This is a genomic window from Flavobacterium sp. CAN_S2 (assembly GCF_015752255.1).
Lineage (GTDB): Bacteria > Bacteroidota > Bacteroidia > Flavobacteriales > Flavobacteriaceae > Flavobacterium.
Map to the genome: position 1 here is coordinate 597,098 of NZ_JADOVA010000001.1, position 18,510 is coordinate 615,607.

General features: G+C 34.5%; 15 protein-coding genes. 5 read left to right on the top strand and 10 right to left on the bottom strand.

Translation table 11 applies throughout. The features are described 5' to 3' along the window. Positions 1 to 44: 44 nt before the first annotated feature. The gene (locus IWX80_RS02700) at positions 45 to 320 is read right to left on the bottom strand and encodes a 4a-hydroxytetrahydrobiopterin dehydratase (RefSeq protein ID WP_113634884.1); all 276 of its coding nucleotides are present in this window, start codon (positions 318 to 320) and stop codon (positions 45 to 47) included. A 98-nt stretch (positions 321 to 418) separates the two neighbouring features. Here IWX80_RS02700 and IWX80_RS02705 point away from each other — a divergent pair, with 98 nt between their 5' ends. Next, on the top strand, positions 419 to 1,567 hold the full coding sequence (locus IWX80_RS02705) for a GNAT family N-acetyltransferase (RefSeq protein WP_196852930.1): 1,149 nt from the start codon (positions 419 to 421) through the stop codon (positions 1,565 to 1,567). Here the strand turns inward: IWX80_RS02705 and IWX80_RS02710 are convergent. Continuing rightward, positions 1,560 to 2,450, bottom strand: a complete 891-nt coding sequence (locus IWX80_RS02710) for a diacylglycerol/lipid kinase family protein (protein ID WP_196852060.1) — start codon at positions 2,448 to 2,450, stop codon at positions 1,560 to 1,562. The two genes, IWX80_RS02705 and IWX80_RS02710, sit on opposite strands and share 8 nt — an antisense overlap. Before the next feature lie 64 nt (positions 2,451 to 2,514). Here IWX80_RS02710 and IWX80_RS02715 point away from each other — a divergent pair, with 64 nt between their 5' ends. Further along, positions 2,515 to 3,483 carry an App1 family protein gene (locus IWX80_RS02715; protein WP_196852061.1) on the top strand — a complete coding sequence of 323 codons (969 nt, stop codon included), beginning with the start codon at positions 2,515 to 2,517 and terminating at the stop codon, positions 3,481 to 3,483. A 32-nt stretch (positions 3,484 to 3,515) separates the two neighbouring features. Here IWX80_RS02715 and IWX80_RS02720 read toward each other — a convergent pair whose 3' ends face one another. Beyond that, positions 3,516 to 5,423 carry an ABC transporter ATP-binding protein gene (locus IWX80_RS02720; RefSeq protein WP_196852062.1) on the bottom strand — a complete coding sequence of 636 codons (1,908 nt, stop codon included), beginning with the start codon at positions 5,421 to 5,423 and terminating at the stop codon, positions 3,516 to 3,518. Between the two features lie 73 nt (positions 5,424 to 5,496). Here IWX80_RS02720 and IWX80_RS02725 point away from each other — a divergent pair, with 73 nt between their 5' ends. After that, positions 5,497 to 5,880 (top strand): DUF983 domain-containing protein, encoded by a 384-nt coding sequence (locus IWX80_RS02725; RefSeq protein ID WP_196852063.1) that lies wholly within the window; start codon positions 5,497 to 5,499, stop codon positions 5,878 to 5,880. Between the two features lie 2 nt (positions 5,881 to 5,882). Here the strand turns inward: IWX80_RS02725 and IWX80_RS02730 are convergent, their stop codons facing one another. The 7 genes from IWX80_RS02730 to topA all read right to left on the bottom strand — a co-directional run bounded on the left by IWX80_RS02730 (position 5,883) and on the right by topA (position 15,460). Beyond that, positions 5,883 to 6,935, bottom strand: coding sequence for an NAD(P)/FAD-dependent oxidoreductase (locus tag IWX80_RS02730; protein WP_196852064.1), 1,053 nt, complete (start codon positions 6,933 to 6,935; stop codon positions 5,883 to 5,885). 98 nt (positions 6,936 to 7,033) lie between these two features. Then, a complete protein-coding gene (gldN, locus tag IWX80_RS02735; protein WP_196852931.1) occupies positions 7,034 to 7,924 on the bottom strand; it encodes a type IX secretion system ring protein PorN/GldN in 891 nt (296 codons plus the stop codon). 46 nt (positions 7,925 to 7,970) lie between these two features. Continuing rightward, the gene (gene gldM / locus IWX80_RS02740) at positions 7,971 to 9,515 is read right to left on the bottom strand and encodes a type IX secretion system motor protein PorM/GldM (RefSeq protein WP_196852065.1); all 1,545 of its coding nucleotides are present in this window, start codon (positions 9,513 to 9,515) and stop codon (positions 7,971 to 7,973) included. Positions 9,516 to 9,560: 45 nt separating this feature from the next. Then, positions 9,561 to 10,208, bottom strand: a complete 648-nt coding sequence (gene gldL, locus IWX80_RS02745) for a type IX secretion system motor protein PorL/GldL (RefSeq protein WP_113634871.1) — start codon at positions 10,206 to 10,208, stop codon at positions 9,561 to 9,563. 37 nt (positions 10,209 to 10,245) lie between these two features. Then, on the bottom strand, positions 10,246 to 11,649 hold the full coding sequence (gene gldK, locus IWX80_RS02750) for a type IX secretion system lipoprotein PorK/GldK (protein ID WP_196852066.1): 1,404 nt from the start codon (positions 11,647 to 11,649) through the stop codon (positions 10,246 to 10,248). 127 nt (positions 11,650 to 11,776) lie between these two features. Beyond that, entirely contained in the window at positions 11,777 to 12,928 is a 1,152-nt protein-coding gene (locus IWX80_RS02755) for a formimidoylglutamase (RefSeq protein WP_196852067.1), read from the bottom strand. Between the two features lie 3 nt (positions 12,929 to 12,931). Beyond that, positions 12,932 to 15,460 (bottom strand): type I DNA topoisomerase, encoded by a 2,529-nt coding sequence (gene topA, locus IWX80_RS02760; protein ID WP_196852068.1) that lies wholly within the window; start codon positions 15,458 to 15,460, stop codon positions 12,932 to 12,934. A gap of 230 nt (positions 15,461 to 15,690) precedes the next feature. Here topA and miaB point away from each other — a divergent pair, with 230 nt between their 5' ends. Continuing rightward, positions 15,691 to 17,136, top strand: a complete 1,446-nt coding sequence (gene miaB, locus IWX80_RS02765) for a tRNA (N6-isopentenyl adenosine(37)-C2)-methylthiotransferase MiaB (RefSeq protein ID WP_196852069.1) — start codon at positions 15,691 to 15,693, stop codon at positions 17,134 to 17,136. Between the two features lie 84 nt (positions 17,137 to 17,220). Then, positions 17,221 to 18,477 carry a sigma-54 interaction domain-containing protein gene (locus IWX80_RS02770; RefSeq protein WP_196852070.1) on the top strand — a complete coding sequence of 419 codons (1,257 nt, stop codon included), beginning with the start codon at positions 17,221 to 17,223 and terminating at the stop codon, positions 18,475 to 18,477. The last annotated feature ends 33 nt before the right edge of the window (positions 18,478 to 18,510 follow it).

The following is an 18,510-nucleotide window of genomic DNA, read 5'->3' on the forward strand; positions in this document are numbered from 1 at the left end:
ATTAAATTTCGCCTTCTGATTCAAAAGGCGAAATTTATTTTGCTTTACATCTTTTCTATGGCTTTTGCCAAATCTAAATCTTTATCCGTAACCCCATTTGCATCATGAGTGGTTAAGCGTATTGTGACTTTATTGTAAACATTGAATAATTCCGGATGATGACTACTCTTTTCAGCCATTACTCCTACCTGTACGATAAAACCCAAAGCTTGAGTGAAATCTTTGAATTTAAAATTTTTCTCGATTCCATTATTGACAAATTTCCAGTCTTTCAACTCTTTCAACGCGATTTGAATAGATTCCTCTGAGTAGGTTTTCATAATTAGTTTATTTAGTGATATAAAGTTAGTTTATTTCATGACAATCAATAATACTTTAACTTTATTAACTAATTTTGAAAAAAATATTTCCACACAATTTGAATCCAGCTTACTCTTTCAAAATTTATAATTCAACTACTGAACTTCCTGAAAACTGGGATGAATTAGCTATTTCAACTATTTTTTTATCTAAGAAATACCTGCATGTTTTAGAAAAATCCTCTCCTGACAACATGATTTGTCACTTCATTGGAATCTTTGACAATACGACTTTAGTTGGCATTGCAATTTCTCAATTTTTAGATTTGAATACATTGGAATCTTTTGGAGAACGGGATAAATGTATCAAAACTGCTGTACGAAATATTGTTTTCAGAAACTTTGGTTCTCATGTGCTTGTTATTGGCAATAATATGCTGACGGGTCAAAACTGCTTTGCTCTATCCGACACGATTGATAAAAAGAAAGCAATACAAACGTTACATGCTGCCGCAACCGAATTAAAAAAGACATTTAAATCTAAGGGTATCAAGATTCACATTACGACTTATAAAGATTTTAGCGAAGAGGAAATTAGATACTTTGCTGTTCCGGAATTCAAAAATGATTATCAGTTTTCGACACAACCCAACATGGTTTTTTCGATTAATGAAAATTGGAAAACGGAGCAGGATTACATTGATTCTCTATCAAAAAAATACAGAGATCAATACAAAAGAGCTCGAAAAAAAGCGGCTGGTATTGAGAAGAGAAAGCTACATCTGGAAGATATAATCGCTTTAGAGGATACGATTTATGATTTGTATTTTCATGTTGCCAAAAACGCACCTTTCAATACTTTTTTTCTGCCAAAAAATCATTTTAGAGTTTTCAAAGAAATCTTTAAAGACAAATTCCTTTTTTACGGCTATTTTATCGATGAAAAACTGATAGGTTTCAACACTTTAATTAAAAATGGTGAAGTAATGGACACCTATTTCCTGGGGTATGACGAGAGTATTCAGCGTGAAAAAATGCTGTACTTGAACATGTTATACGATATGATTGCCTACTCCATCAATAAAGGTTTCAAAGAAATTATCTTCGCGAGAACAGCATTAGAGATCAAAAGTTCTGTTGGTGCAAAACCAATAAAAATGTATGGAATCATCGCGCATAGTAATGAAATGGTAAATCCATATATGCCAAAAATATTCAAATATTTAGAACCCGAAACTACTTGGCAAGAACGAAATCCTTTTAAATAATTTCATTAATTGGATTAGGTACTGCAACTTTCAATTGTTTTGGCAGAATTTCAATATTCAATTTTGTTTCTTTACCGCAATATTCTCCATCAATTTGAAAACTAACCGGAATATTGGTAGTCACAAAGGCTTGATCTGTAGAAATAATTTCAACATCATTGACATCAATCGGCATATTTCCAGTGATGATTTTTCCCAAAACCACTAAATCCATATTTTTTAGGATTACCAATTCAAACTTTCCGTCATCCATCACCCCGTTTGGATTTATAGAAACTCCAGTTCCGTATTTTTGGGAATTAGCAATAACAATCATTCTTGCTTCGCATTCAATCGTCGGAAAATCACCTGTAATGGTAGCGATAAACGGATCTTCTAAGTCAATCAAAGTCGAAACGGTTTGCAACGCATATCCCCATTTACCACGAATACTGCTATTTTCGTAGTTCTTGATCATTTCAGCATTTACACCCAAATCACTCAAGTGAATACTTTTCTTTCCATTAATAGAAATCATATCTATTTCCATGAAATCATTGTGAAAAGCAATCTCTAAGTTTTCTTCAATTGTTGAAGGCAAATTCAAATCTACAGCTAAACCATTAGCAGAACCGGCTGGTAAAATCCCAATAATAACATCATGTTCTTCCATCGCTTCTGCAACCATTTTTATAGTTCCATCGCCACCGGCAACAATAATTCTCTCCGGAGCATAAGTACTATAAAGCACTTTTATATTATCACTATCTGAAATTCCAGAAGTGTTGTAAATCACGAGATTCAAATTTTCTTTCTCGGCAAAAGCTGTCGCAGCATCAATAAGCTCTGATTTATCGACGTCTCCGGAAATAGGATTAACGATAAGGATAATATTATTTTTCAAACTTTTTCTTCTTTTATTGATTAAAAACCTCTAAATTGAACTTTTATCAAAAGTAATACAATATATGAAACCAATTTTAAAATTATACCGAGGATACGCAAATGAACAGGAATTAATCGTCATGGGTCACGTCTTCAAGCCAACATCAATGGAAGAGTATAATTTTCAAAAAAAGAATCTAAAAAATGCAACTTCTGTTATTAAAATGTTCCAAATAAAAACGCAGGCAAATGCCGATGTCTATTTGAAACACAACAATTCCAAAATCCATACCAAAACATTAGTTGATGGCTATTTTAAATTTTGCGTTCCATTAGACCAAGACACAAATTACGGTTGGATCGATTATGAAGTAAGCATCGTTTACAAAAACGGAACTATCACCACAAAAGACAGTTATATTAGACCGCACAAAGGAAATTTAGGGATTATATCCGATATTGATGATACATTTTTAGTATCGCATACGCTAAATCCTTTGAAAAAATTATATGTCTTATTATTCAAAAATGTAAATAAGAGAAAAATATATGAAGATGTTGTAACCCATTATCAAGCTTTAAGCACAGCTGGAAGAGAGAAAAAGGAAGAGTTTAATGCTTTTTTCTATGTTTCGAGCAGCGAGTGGAATTTGTACCGTTTCATCACAAAATTCACTGAAATTCATCAGCTACCAAAAGCAGTTTTGCTATTGAAGGACATTAAAACAAGTCTAGCGGATTTTTTCTTGACAGGAAGAGGAGATCACAACCATAAGTTTGATAAAATAAAACACATTTTAGAATTTTATCCCAATTTAGAATACGTGCTTCTTGGCGATGATTCGCAACATGATCCGTATTTATATGAAGCCATCTGTAAAATATTTCCAGTTACTGTAAAAGCAGTTTACATCCGACAGACCGGCGCCACTAAAAAGCAAAAAACAATCAACGTAATGAAAAATTTAGAAACCTTGAACGTTTCAATTTGTTACTTCAAACATAGTAGCGAAGCCATTGCGCACTCCAAATCCATTGGGATTATTGCATAAAAAAAGAGTTCCGTTGTGGAACTCTTTTTTTTTTATAAATTATCTATTTCTTCCTGAACTACTTCCCAGTCCAGCAGCAGTTTGTCTAACTCTGCTTTTTTCTTGTTGTAGGCCATGAAAAACTTAGCATCTTCAATATGCTTGTCATAATTAGAAGCTAACATTTTATCATCTTGTTGAATGTCTCTTTCCAATTGCTTGATTTGACTTTCCACTTTACTTAATTTGTTTTGAAGCGCTTTCCCTTTTTTCTGATCTTCATATGAAGCTTTATTACTTTCTTTTGGTGCTGCAGCTTTTTCGGCATCCTTTTTCTCCACTTCACGCATATTTTCCATATTACGCTGTTCAAGAAAATAGTTGATATCTCCTAAATATTCCTTTATTTTTTGGTCTTTAAACTCGTAAACCAAATTTGACATTCCTTGCAGGAAATCTCTATCGTGAGAAACTAAAAGCAAAGTACCGCCAAATTTTTGCAGTGCGGCTTTCAAAACATTCTTAGATTTAATGTCTAAGTGATTCGTAGGTTCATCCATCAACAAAACATTAATGGGTTGCAATAATAATTTACACAGCGCTAAACGGTTTCTTTCGCCTCCAGAAAGGACTTTAACCTTTTTCTCTACATCATCACCACGAAACAAGAAAGAACCCAGCATATCGCGCACTTTCATTCGGTTTGTATCTGCAGCTGCGTCTTCCATAGTTTGCAACAACGTAATTTCGCCATCCAGATATTCTGCCTGATTTTGTGCAAAATATCCTAGCTGCACATTATGTCCTAACTTGATGTTTCCTTTATATTCAAATTCGTCAACAATAGCTTTAATGAAAGTCGATTTTCCTTGCCCGTTTTGTCCAACGAATGCAATTTTACTTCCACGTTCTACCAAAAGGTTGATATCTTTCAAAATAGTTTTATCACCGTAACTTTTAGTCACATTTTCAGCTTCAATTACGACTCTTCCCGGTTCTTTTGAAACTGGAAAAGTAATATTCATCACTGAATTGTCATCCTCATCTACTTCTATGCGTTCGACTTTATCTAATTTTTTTATTAACGATTGCGCCATCGAAGCTTTGGAAGCTTTGGCACGGAATTTTTCGATTAATTTCTCTGTTTCTTCAATTTTTTTGGCTTGGTTTTTTTGTGTAGCCAATTGCTTTTCGCGAATTTCATGACGTAATTCTAAATATTGAGAATATGGTTTGTTGAAATCATAAGCCTTACCAAGAGAAATTTCAATAGTTCTGTTGGTCACATTATCTAAAAACATTTTATCGTGCGAAACAATCACAACAACTCCCGGATAATTACGAAGGAAACTTTCTAACCAAATGATACTTTCGATATCCAAGTGATTCGTAGGTTCATCCAGCAATAATACATCATTGGCTTGCAATAATAATTTGGCTAATTCAATACGCATTCTCCATCCGCCGGAAAAGGTCTCCGTTTGATTGTCAAAAACATCTCTTTTAAAACCTAAACCAAGAAGAATTTTCTCAGTGTCGCCCACATAATTATAACCTCCTAAAAGTTCAAAACGATGTGTATAATCGGATAAATCTTCAATAATTTGGCTGTATTCGTCACTTTCATAATCGGTACGAGTGACTAAAAGATGATTGATCTCTTCGAGCTTTTTTTCAACAATTTTTATCTCCGTGAAAGCTTCGTAGGCTTCTTCAAGAACGGTTCTTCCTTGCTCAAAATCGATATCTTGGCGCAAGAATCCCATTCGAAGATCCTTCTCTTGAGAAATAACACCTGAGTCAGGAGCAAAATCTTTTGCCAACATTTTAAGCATCGTAGATTTCCCCGCTCCATTCTTCCCAACAAGACCAACACGGTCTCCAGCACCCAATCGAAAGGTAACTTCTTCAAATAAATAAGAACCACCAAATGAAACGGATAAATTGTGTATATTAAGCATGTATTGTGATTTTATTCCTTTTCGAATGCGTAAATTTGTAACTCCAAAAAAGGAAAAATTAAATTTTTTGCAAATGTTAAAAAAAGGATCCAAATTATATAGCATTTTAACAGGAACTTGTCCTAAATGTCAGAATGAGAGTATGTATTTGGACAAAAATCCACTGCATTTCAATAAAATATTAAAAATGCATGAAAATTGCAGTCATTGCGGACTAAGATATCAAATTGAACCTTCTTTTTTTTACGGTGCAATGTATGTGAGCTATGGATTAAATGTTGCTATTGGAATTGCAGCTTTTATAATCTCATTTGTATTTTTTGATTCGAATCTAAAAGTCGCCTTTATAGTTATTATCGCGTCCTTGATTGTATCCTTTCCTTTTGTTCTTCGTTGGTCCAGAAATATATACATCAATATGTTTGTTTCGTATGATCCAGCAACAAAACTAAAATAAGATCAATTCTTTCCTTTTAGCAAAAATCTATCAATATTAATTTCCTTGTCCAAAGGAATTTTAAGTTCTATATTTTCAAATAAAGCTTTTGCCACTGCCGGCCCTAACATCACTCCTCTCGTTCCTAAACCATTCAAGATATGAATTGATTTATGATTTTGATGTGTCCCCACTAACGGTCTTCTATCTTTTACCGTTGGACGAACGCCTGCAAAATGGTCAATAATTTCAAAATCACACGTAATTATTTCCTTGATTCTCTCCATTAATTCTGTTTTTCCTTCTTCCGTAGGTAAATCCGTTTTATCTTTCCAATTATAGGTTGCTCCTACTTTGAACAAATCATCCCCAAGCGGCAAAATAAACACAGTGGTATTCACAATTACATCAAGGTCTAATTGTGGAGCTTTAATTATTAAAAGCTCTCCTTTGGTACCATCTAAAGGCAAATGTTTAAAATAAGGATTTGCATGCATTCCAAAACCTTCAGCAAAAATAATATGTTTAGCTTTAATATTTTTATATTGAATACCATCCGAAACAATCTTTAAAGCATCATAATCAAATGACTGCTCTTGAAACAGATTATTATCATTTAGATATAGTTTGTATTTATTCAACAATAAAGCCGTGTCCACATAACCCGTTTGTAAAACTTCTCCATATCCGTGAGGCGAATCAATTCCCACATATTTTTTAGAGATTAATTCAGTAGATAAAAAAGGGGTCAACGCTATTTTATCCGAAGCTGCAAACCAATTATTCTGTTCTTCAACAGAGAAAAATTTTCTTAAAATGGGTCTTTTGAAATCAACTTTACATTGCAGTTTATTTTCTAAAATCCTATAAAATTCGTTCATTAAATTCAATTGCTCCTGCGCTTTCCATACTTCGCTAAAGCGTTTCAGTATTACCGGATTGTACAATCCACCCGCAATTTTTGAAGAATTTTGAGAATTATTATCCAAAACCATTATAGATTTATCATTGCGCAAAGCAACCTCCGCAAATGAAATACCTGCCAAACCAGAACCAATAATTAAATAATCAATCATCCAGAAATTCATTTAAAACTAAATACAAAGAAAGCACATTAAAACAAAAAACTCTTACCATTACAGTAAGAGTTAATTAATATTTTATAAAACTGAAATTAATAATTCCACATATCAGATTCGAAATTACGAATTTTATCTTTCACTCTTTCTGATTCTAACAATTGATTCTGAGCATTATCTTTCATGTATTCGTCAATAGTTCTATCGCCATATACATTTTCTTCTTTGTAAATAACACTGTTAAAACGTCTTGAATTTAATATCTGATCAAATGAAACAGGCATCGCTGAATTCTTATCGTTAAATGCTTTAGCATCATGTAACACTTCTCTGGCCGCAGGAAAAAACACCCAAAATAACTCAATATAATCCTTTTCATCACTGTTCATTGTGTATACATCCGGAGTTACAGGACAAATACCCAGCAAACGATATTTTAATTCGCTTTGACGCTTATCAAAATACCAATATCCTTTAATTTTATATTGAGAAACATCTTGAGCAGATAAATCTTGTCTTAAAATGTACTCATCAGATATTTGATTTCCAGCATTAATTTGTTCTCTTCCGGCATCAGTTGTATCGATACGAGTTAATGAACCTTGGATATCTTGTAATGATTTTTTGGTGTTAAAATAACTATCAGTATATACTTCAGTGATTTCACCTTTTTTCATTGCTTTCGTCAAAACATCATATAAAGACCTTCTATCAGAACCAACATTTGCAGTGTCAATTGGAAAATACAAAGCAAAATTAATTTTCTCGCTTAAATCGATAATCTCCCAAGTAGTCTTTCCCATCAAGACATCTCTATCGTGGACATAACCATAAGCTAATGGTTTATCATTATCCGAGTCCAGTTGTGCGGCAGTTTTAAGTCCTATTTGGTCCGGAGTTTTTGCATTAAGCAAATTAGATTGCGCAAATGAGGCAAAACTTCCCGTAATAGAGATAATAGCGATTAAAAAATTTCTTACATTCATCATGTTATCCTAATAAGAATTGAAGTAGATTACTAAAAACTACTTATTATTGTATTTCAAAAATTACTGGAGCAGTTCTAGGCAATAAATAGCTTCCTGCACCTTCAAGTTTTGTTTTAATTTCAGAGATTGTTACCTGATCTCCTCTTCCTGCTTTTGAAAGTACCGCTTTACATTGTGCATTTAATCTATTTCCTGAAACAACTACAGTAGGCTGACCAGTAACTTTTAAATTAAAACCAACAACATTCAAACCTACTTCAAAATCAAAATCTACTAATTTAGCTCCAATTGTAGCAATTTCTAAATTCGATTTAGGACCTTTAACAACTCCCATTTCTCCTCTGACTGTACCGGTTGGACCAGGAATACCTTTGATTCTAAATACTTTTTTATCATTAGCAACTTTTCCGTCAGACATCTTACCTGAAACGCTAACAACTACTTCATTACCTCCACCAGGATTCATAACGTATTTACCATTACCTACCTTTGATAAACCTGGAGCTGAAGCATTAACAGCATTATCAGGAATACCAGCAAATGATATTGTCATAGGATTAGATACACCTCTATAAACTACATTCATCTTATCTGCAGAAATTGTAGCAGAGTTAGGTCTTGGTACAACAACATATTTTCCAGAGAATTTCAAAGGAATAGTTTTTCCGTCTTCAACAAAAGTAAATTGACCTGCAATATTTTGTTCTCCTACACCTCCGGCTGTTAAAGCAATCTTCGCTTGTCCTGTTGCTGGATCCAATCTTGCACCAGTAACATTAGTTGGCTTTGTATTCTCGTCATAACGACCCAAAACAACTTTTCCTGTAACTTGCTCTCCTTGAAAATAAGCATTTTTATCTAATACTACAATAGCCTGATAGTTACTGTATGAAGCAGCTGCAACAGCCGCCTTACCTAATGCAGTACTATAAACATCTGATTCTGCTTTTTTAACATCATTCTGCCAAGCAGATAATTTTGCTAAAGAAGCAACAGCAGGAAAACCTTTAAAATGATAATCTAAATAAGGTATAGCTATACCGTCTTTATTCTTAACGTCTGCTAGACTAAACTTAGTTTGAACTTCAGATAAAATCGGTGCTAACTTTTTATTATCACCTAAAGCTAATTTCATATCTGCTTTATACTTTTCAATCGTAGCTACAACTTCTTTCCCTTTAGCCGAATAACCCGCAGGGCTAAACCATAAATTATCGATATTATCTCCTTTGTCCATTGCCTCGTAAGGCAATTTTCCAGTTTCAGGATCTACTTCTGTACCTACTAAAACTTGAGATTTTATTGTTGCAATATAATCGTAAAAGTTTTTTGTAATAACTTCTACTTTGTGAGCTGTTGCCGCCGCTATCGCAAATTCACCACCTGCTTCTGCAGCTTTAGCATCTAAACCCGCTAACATTTGAGCGTTTGACTGCTCAGCAGAAGTGTTTGAACCTTCAAATTTTTCATTCATTAATCCAAAAGCTGACAATACTTCTTTGGACATATTTAGTGCTAACATTGCGATAAAAACCAAGTACATTAGGTTTATCATCTTCTGTCTAGGGGTTAGTTTTCCTCCTGCCATATTTTCTAATAATTAGTTTATTATTTTTTTATAGTTCGAAACTAATTATCCTTTATTGTTCATTGCAGAAAGCATTCCACCATATACGTTGTTTAAAGACGATAGATTAGAAGTCAATGATTGCATTTGGTCTTTTAATTTTAAGTTATTTTCAGCAACTTCCTCATTTATTTGAGCATTTCTGGAAGCACTTTGTAATTGTATTTTATACAAACTGTTCAACGATTCCATTTGTGCTGCAGCTAAACTTAGTTCTTCACTGTATTTTTTTGTTGATGCAATAGAATCAACAGTAGGAGCAATTCCTTTAGCCGCAGATTCGAAATTTTTGATGCTGTTTCCTAAACTTGCCATTAATTCACCATCAATTTTAGCATCTTTTAACATTACATCTAATTTTTGAGACAACAATCCTTGTGCATCAGACGGAGTTTCCACTTTTTTAGTCGCTGGCTTAGCTTGTCCGTTAGCTAATTCCGGATAAACCAAAGTCCAATCCAAGTCATTATCAACCGGTTCGAATGCTGAAAGCGCAAAAATGGCTGCTTCAACAACAAGACCAATTGTTAGCATTAAATTCCCTGTTAAGAATCCAAATTCAATATGGGTGATTTTGAATAATGCTCCAATGATTACAACCGCCGCTCCCATACCGTACGCGAAATTCATTGCTTTTTTGCTTAATAATGCCATAATAGTGATTTTTAAAATTTAAATAGATTTGGTTTTTTTATTTCTTTTTACCGTTCCCGGTGGTTTGAACTCCCATATAATCCTGAACAGTTCTAAAACCTATGTAGCTTCTGGCTGAATCAGCATATTCATAGTCTCTTGTACTTACTTGTAGGAAATAAGCAACATCTTTCCATGAACCACCACGAAGTACTTTACGTTTATTTGAGGCATCTAGAACATTTGGATTCATTGAGGAAACATATTCATAAGCATTTGGATCATACGAAGAATCCGTCCACTCAGAAACATTCCCAGCCATATTGTAAAGGTTATAACCATTAGGCTCATATGATTTTGCCTCAACAGTATATAACGCTTCATCAGCTGCATAATCTCCCCTATTTGGCTTAAAATTAGCTAAGAAACAACCTCTGTCATTTTTAGTATATGGTCCACCCCAAGGATATGTTGCAGACTCAAGACCACCTCTTGCAGAATATTCCCATTCGGCCTCTGTTGGTAATCGGAAAGAGTTTATCAAATCTTGTCCTTTCTTTTTTGATTTTACGTAGGTATTTTTATTTAAGGTTCTCCATGCACAAAAAGCTTTAGCTTGTGTCCATTTCACTCCCACCACAGGATAATCTCCATAAGCTTTGTGCCAAAAATAGTCATTATGCATTGGCTCATTATAAGAATAAGCAAAATCCTTAATCCAAACTGTAGTATCCGGATAAACATTAACTTCTTCTGTTTTTATGAAATCTTTTCTTCTTCCAACTTTTGCTTTAGCAGCAGCTTGAATATCCATCCATGAGTAACGGAATTTCAACTTATTGACATCGATAGTTCTTAAGCCGTTGTACGATTCTTCAATAGGTAAATACATTGAATCCATCACTTCAGCGTAATATTCATCAGGATACAACTTAGTATCTTTGATTAATTTAACCTTTTTATTCAATTTTCTTCCTGCATAAGGATCATCAGCAGTACCTACACTATAATAGTTGTCGTACATGTACTTATCATATGCTGTCATTTTCTCTGGATCTGCATCATTAAATGCATAATCAGCAATACTTCCTGCATTTTTACCTTTACCTCCGGTTGTGCTGGCTGTTTGACCACTTTCATCTGCAAGAATAGCTAAACGAACTCTCATTGTAGAGTCTTTTACCCATTCAACAAACTGACGGTACTCACTATTGGTAATTTCCGTTTCATCCATATAGAATGAACGAACAGTAACTGTTTTTGTAGGAGCATCTTCAACATTAGCTAAATCAGCATCTGATTTACCCATAATAAAGGCGCCTCCTGGAATTAATGCCATTCCATAAGGCTTCTCAGGATGCCATTTTCCTCCATTAACACCAACCAGTTCTCCTTTATCGCTTGATTTTCCACAGCCAATTAAAAGGGTCAAAATTGCCGTAAAAGCTATGAACTTCTTCATATAAATTTAGTTATCTAATCATTATTTTTAAGTGTGTAAACCTATTTATTATTTTTTAGAAAAACAATTTTTTTACAGTAAACAAACTGTTTTTTATAAAAAAATCATAAATAAGTAAAAAATGGTTCTAAACGATGTTTTTTCTTTGAGCTTTCCACCATCTTTCAGGTAATTCCTGATTGCAAGCCATCAAATATTCATCATAAGAACATGGTAATAACGTGTTTCTTTTTAATTTATTATTAACATTTGAAATAAATGGAATTTCTATCCACCAGCGATCCGTTTTATCGCTTTTATAAAAAATTAATTCCTCTTCTTCCAATGGAACAATGTATTTTAAATAATTCTCTTTGCTCCCAAAAGGGTACTCATTCGAACGATAATGAAACCCTTCGATAAAATACCAAATTATCTGTGCAATCAATACTGATTCTTGTGCCGAATTAGTATGGTTGAATATCCCAAACGAAGATACTTTATCACTTATTCCTGCATATCGAGACAAAGAACAAATCTCTTTTCCATTAAAACCATTGGGCTGAAATGAAATAAAATTACCTGAATCAGATGATTTTATCGAATTCATATCAATACTTACCAAATCAGCATCTCTAAAAACTGGTTCTGAAATAGCAATGTTATTAGAAACTTCTCCTAATCTATAGGCATCAAAAAATAGTTTTTCTATCAAATCTATTTCCTCCTGTGAATTAAAATAAGTCTGATATCCAATATTGCAATAGTTAAAAAGATTATTGGGTTCATCGATAATTATTTTTGTCAAATAAGAAGATGCCGAAACGGATTCATTTTCTTTTCCGAAATCAAATTTATCATCAATGGAAACCAAGTTGACCATTTGCTCTAAATCATCATATGCTCTATAAAGTGCGTACGTTACATCTTGAGAACCTCCTATTACTATTGGCGTGATTTTTTTCTTAATCAAACTTGCCACCACTTTTTTTACTGCAAAATAGGTGTCCGCAACCGAATTTCCTGCTACAATATCGCCTAAATCAGCAATTGAAGCATCCCAGTTTCCAGGAAACAAACCATATAATTCTTTCCTAAGAGGCACCAAATCTACATCTGAAACCGCTTTGTTATCTCCGCGATGTTCTAAAACGCCTATTACAGCAATTTTAATCTTATTCAAATCTGGAAATTGCTCCTCAGTATGTAAAACTATTTTGCTGCCAAGTTGCTGTGAAGTCAATCCGTTTATATATTCCAGGATTTCAGCATCTATTGGTTTAAGAAAATCAAATTCCATTTTTTACTTTTTTGCTACGGGTTTCTTAACTGCTGTTTTCTTTGCAACTGCTTTCTTTGCCGGAGCTTTTTTAGCAGCTACTTTTTTAGCTGGCGTTTTCTTGGCTATCATTTCCTGAACTTCTTCCAATGTCAATTTTGTAGCATCAACATCTTTACCCAATTCAATTTTGATTTTCCCTTTGGTAATAACCGAGCGTCCCCAACGGGCTTTTTCGACTAGAATCCCTTCGTCCTCCCAATTATGTAAAACCTTATCAATATTCTTTTGTAATTTATCTTCGATCAACGCTTCAATATCTGCTTGAGACAAATTATCAAAATTATATTTCTTACTTACATTGATAAATAACCCGTCCCATTTGATAAAAGGACCAAAACGACCTGTTCCTTTTTGCACGCCTTCGCCTTTGTAGACTGCAATTGGAGCATCGGCTAGTGCTTTTTCATCAATTAATTCCTGTGCTCTTTCAAAATCTACATCTAATGGATTTTCACCTTTTGGCAAGGAAACAAAAGCAGCGCCATGACGAATATAAGGACCATAACGGCCATTACTCACTTCAACTTCTTCTCCTTTATATTCACCCAAGTTTTTTGGCAACAAAAATAAATTCAACGTCTCTTCCAGAGTGATGTTTCCAATGTTTTGATCGTTCATCAAACTGGCGAATTTTTTATCCTCATCATCTGCAGCTCCTATTTGAGCCATTGGTCCAAATTTCCCTAAACGAACCGAAACCGGTTTTCCTGTTTTAGGATCTGTTCCCAAAATTCTTTCTCCGCTTTCTCTTTCTGCATTGGCTTCTACATCTTTCACCGTTGGGTGAAATTTATCGTAGAACTCCTGCATCATTTTTGTCCAAACGATATTTCCTTCAGCAATTTCATCAAAATCCTGTTCCACTTTTGCAGTGAAATTATAATCTAAAATGTTTCCGAAATTCTTAACTAAGAAATCCGTAACAATCGTTCCAATATCTGTAGGAACTAATTTTCCTTTATCAGAACCGGTATTTTCTTTCAGTAACTTCTCTCCTACTTTTCCGGATTGTAATGTCAATTGCGTATAATTACGTTCTTGCCCATCAAGATTTCCTTTCTCGACATAATTTCTGTTGATAATTGTAGAAATCGTTGGAGCATAAGTAGAAGGACGACCAATTCCCAATTCCTCTAATTTTTTTACCAAAGAAGCTTCAGTATATCGTGCAGGCGGCCTAGAATACCTTTCGGTTGCTGAAATATAATTATTTTGCAATTTTTCGTTGACTTTCATCGCAGGCAACATTCCTTCTTGCTCTTCTTCATCGTCATCATGACCTTCCAAGTACACTTTCAGAAAACCTTCAAAAAGCAACACTTCTCCAGATGCCGTGAATATTTCACCGTGATTGTTTGCTTCAATTTTTACGTTAGTACGTTCTAATTGTGCATCACTCATTTGCGAAGCCAATGTTCTTTTCCAAATCAAATCATACAAACGCGCTTGATCTCTGTCGATATCAACCGTATGACGTGACATATCCGTAGGACGAATCGCCTCGTGCGCTTCCTGTGCTCCTTTACTTTTATTGACAAATGTTCGCGGTTTAGAGAACTCTTTTCCGTAGGATTTGATAATTTCAGCCTGAGCAGCTTCCATCGCATCTTTGGATAAATTCACACTATCCGTTCTCATATATGTAATAAGTCCTGCTTCGTACAAACGCTGCGCAAGTTGCATCGTAATTCCAACAGGCAAATACAGTTTTCTCGCCGCTTCTTGTTGCAAAGTCGAAGTGGTAAATGGACCCGTTGGTGATTTTTTGGTAGGTTTCGTTTCTAAATCGGCTACCTTATATGTAGAACCTATATTTTTATTTAAAAAATCTTCGGCTTCTTTTTTAGTATTGAAATTTTTAGGCAGTTTGGCTTTGAATGTTTTCCCTGATTCATTAGTAAATTCAGCGACAACAGAATATGTCGCAACAGCTTTGAAATTTTGAATTTCTCTTTCACGTTCCACAATCAAACGAACAGATACCGATTGTACACGACCGGCAGAAAGTCCTCCTTTTATTTTTCTCCAAAGTACAGGTGACAATTCATAACCAACTAATCTGTCCAAAACACGTCGCGCTTGTTGTGCATTGACTAAATTATAATCGATTTCACGTGGATTATCAATCGCTTTTAGAATCGCAGTTTTAGTAATTTCGTGAAAAACAATCCGTTTTGTTTTGGTTTTGTCTAATTTTAATTCTTCGGCTAAATGCCAAGAAATAGCCTCACCCTCGCGATCCTCATCACTTGCTAACCAAACCATTTCAGCTTTTTTAGCTAGTCCTTTTAATTTAGTAACCAACGCTTTTTTATCAGCAGAAACTTCATATTTAGGTTTGAAACCATTTTCCACATCTACTCCAATTTCTTTGGATGGTAAGTCGGCAATATGTCCATAACTGGACTCTACCTGAAAATCACTCCCTAAAAATTTTTCGATTGTTTTTGCCTTTGCAGGTGATTCCACTATAACTAAATTCTTTGCCATATTCCGATTGTTTATGTCGGCAAAAGTATATGATTTTTTTAAATTTTAAGTTTTTTAAATTTTAAAAGTCAATTTAATCGTTGAATGGCGGGTTTTAACATATTTAAATTCAGTAAATTTTGAATCAATTTATCCGTTCCTTCAAACGCCTTAAAATAGTGTTAATTCTTAATCTGACATCTTGTCATATTTATTTGAATTGCGTTATCTTTGCACTTTGAAAACATAGGATGGAAAAGATTATTGAAGAAAGCAAACAAGGTGAGAGTCTTGTTATAGAAAATAAGCCCGAGAACACAAAAAAACTATTTATAGAAAGTTACGGTTGCGCGATGAATTTTTCGGATAGCGAAATTGTAGCTTCCATATTATCTGGAAACGGATATAATACAACGCAGGTGTTAGAGGAAGCCGATTTGGTTTTGGTCAATACCTGTTCTATTCGAGACAAAGCGGAGCAGACTATTCGCAAACGTTTGGAAAAATACAATGCTGTAAAACGCATTAATCCAAAAATGAAAGTAGGCGTTTTGGGCTGTATGGCCGAACGTTTGAAAAGTCAATTCCTCGAAGAAGAAAAAATTGTAGACCTTGTAGTAGGACCTGATGCTTATAAAGATTTACCAAACCTTTTGCAAGAAGTTGAAGAAGGCCGTGATGCAATTAACGTGATTTTGTCGAAAGACGAAACCTATGGTGATATTTCACCGGTTCGATTGATGAGCAACGGAATTACAGCTTTGGTTTCTATCACGCGTGGTTGTGATAATATGTGTACGTTTTGCGTGGTGCCTTTTACCCGCGGACGCGAACGCAGCCGTGAACCACAAAGTATCATGAAAGAAATCCAAGATTTATGGGACAAAGGATTTAAAGAAATTACGCTTTTGGGACAAAACGTGGATAGTTTCCTTTGGTACGGCGGCGGATTGAAAAAAGATTTTGAGAATGCTACCGAAATGCAAAAAGCTACTGCGGTAGATTTTGATCAGTTATTAGAAATGGTAGCGGTTGGTTTTCCAAAAATGCGCATTCGATTTTCGACTTCAAATCCACAAGATATGCACGAAAGCATCTTGCACGTAATTGCGAAACATCCTAATATTTGCAAGCACATTCACCTACCGGTTCAGTCCGGAAGCAATAGAATTTTGAAGGAAATGAATCGTTTACATACTCGTGAAGAATACATGACTTTGATTGATAAAATCAGAACTATTATTCCAAATGGTTCGATTTCACAGGATATGATTAGTGGTTTTCCAACAGAAACCGAAGAAGACCACCAAGATACCTTGAGTTTGATGGAATATGTGAAATATAATTTTGGTTATATGTATTCGTATTCGGAACGTCCTGGAACACTGGCGGGAAGAAAAATGGAAGACGACGTTCCAGAAGAAACAAAAGCAAGAAGATTGCAGGAAATTGTCGATTTACAACAAAAACACGCTTGGTTCCGCTCTGAAGAATTCATCGGTCAAACCGTAGAAGTCTTAGTAGAAAAAGTTTCGAAAAAATCGACAGAAGAATTTTCAGGAAGAAATTCACAAAGTATTACAGTTGTTTTTCCGAAAGAAAATTACAAGATTGGGAATTTTGTAAATGTGAGAATTACTTCTTGTACCAGCGGAACTTTGAAAGGTGAAGCAGTTGGGTTGAGTGAGATGAATTAAGAAAAAGTTTGTTTCAAGTTTCAGGTTTAAAGTTGTCTCGATAACTTGAAACTTGAAGCAAAGAAAACTTTAAACAAAAATAATATGGAATCAGTTCAAGCTATAAAACAACGATTTGAGATTATCGGGAATGACCCGAAGCTTAATCGTGCGATAGAAAAAGCCATACAGGTCGCTCCTACCGATATTACTGTATTAGTAGCTGGAGAAAGCGGAGTTGGAAAAGAGAATATTCCTAGAATTATTCATTCACTTTCGCATAGAAAACACGGAAAATACATTGCCGTAAACTGCGGAGCCATTCCGGAAGGAACTATTGACAGTGAACTTTTTGGACATGAAAAAGGTGCTTTCACTGGAGCCACAGGCACTCGTGAAGGTTATTTTGAAGTGGCTGACGGCGGAACTATATTTCTGGATGAAGTAGGTGAATTACCTCTTACCACTCAAGTTCGCTTATTACGTGTTCTCGAAAATGGCGAATTTATAAAAGTCGGTTCTTCACAAGTACAGAAAACGGACGTCCGAATTGTTGCGGCTACGAATGTCAATTTATTTGATGCGATTGAAAAAGGGAAATTCCGTGAGGATTTGTATTATCGTTTGAGCACGGTGGATATTACTTTGCCACCTTTACGCGATCGAAAAGACGACATTCATTTGTTATTCAGGAAATTCGTTGCTGATTTTGCACATAAATACAAAATGCCTCCTTTGAAACTAGACGAAAATGCTATTCAATTATTGCAGAAATTTCGTTGGAGCGGAAACATTAGACAATTACGAAATGTTGCGGAACAAATCTCCGTTTTAGAAACTAATCGGGATATATCAGCAGTCACGTTACAATCTTATTTGCCAGCGCAAGGAAGCAATTTACCTTCTGTAATTAAAGATAAAAAAAGCGAAAGTGATTTTAGTACTGAAAGGGAAATTTTGTACAAAGTCCTTTTTGACATGAAAAGTGATTTGAATGATTTGAAAAAATTAACACTGGAACTGATTCAAAGCGGAAGTTCAAAAGTGCAAGAGACGAATCAGCATTTGATAAAAAAAATATACGGTTCAAAAGAAAATGACAGTGAAATAGATTTTGAAGAAGAACCTAGAGCTTCCTTAATAGCGGCTCAAAACAATGAGGATTTATACCAGGAACATGATGATAATTATCTTTTTGCAGAAACCGTTGAGGAAGAGGAAACCTTGCGTTTAGAACAAAAAGAAATTGAAATGATTAAAAAATCATTAGAAAAAAATAAAGGAAAACGAAAAGCAGCCGCGGATGAATTGGGAATTTCAGAACGGACTTTATATAGAAAAATCAAGCAATTTGATTTGTAGTTTTTCTTTCGAGACCTAAATGTCTTTGATTGA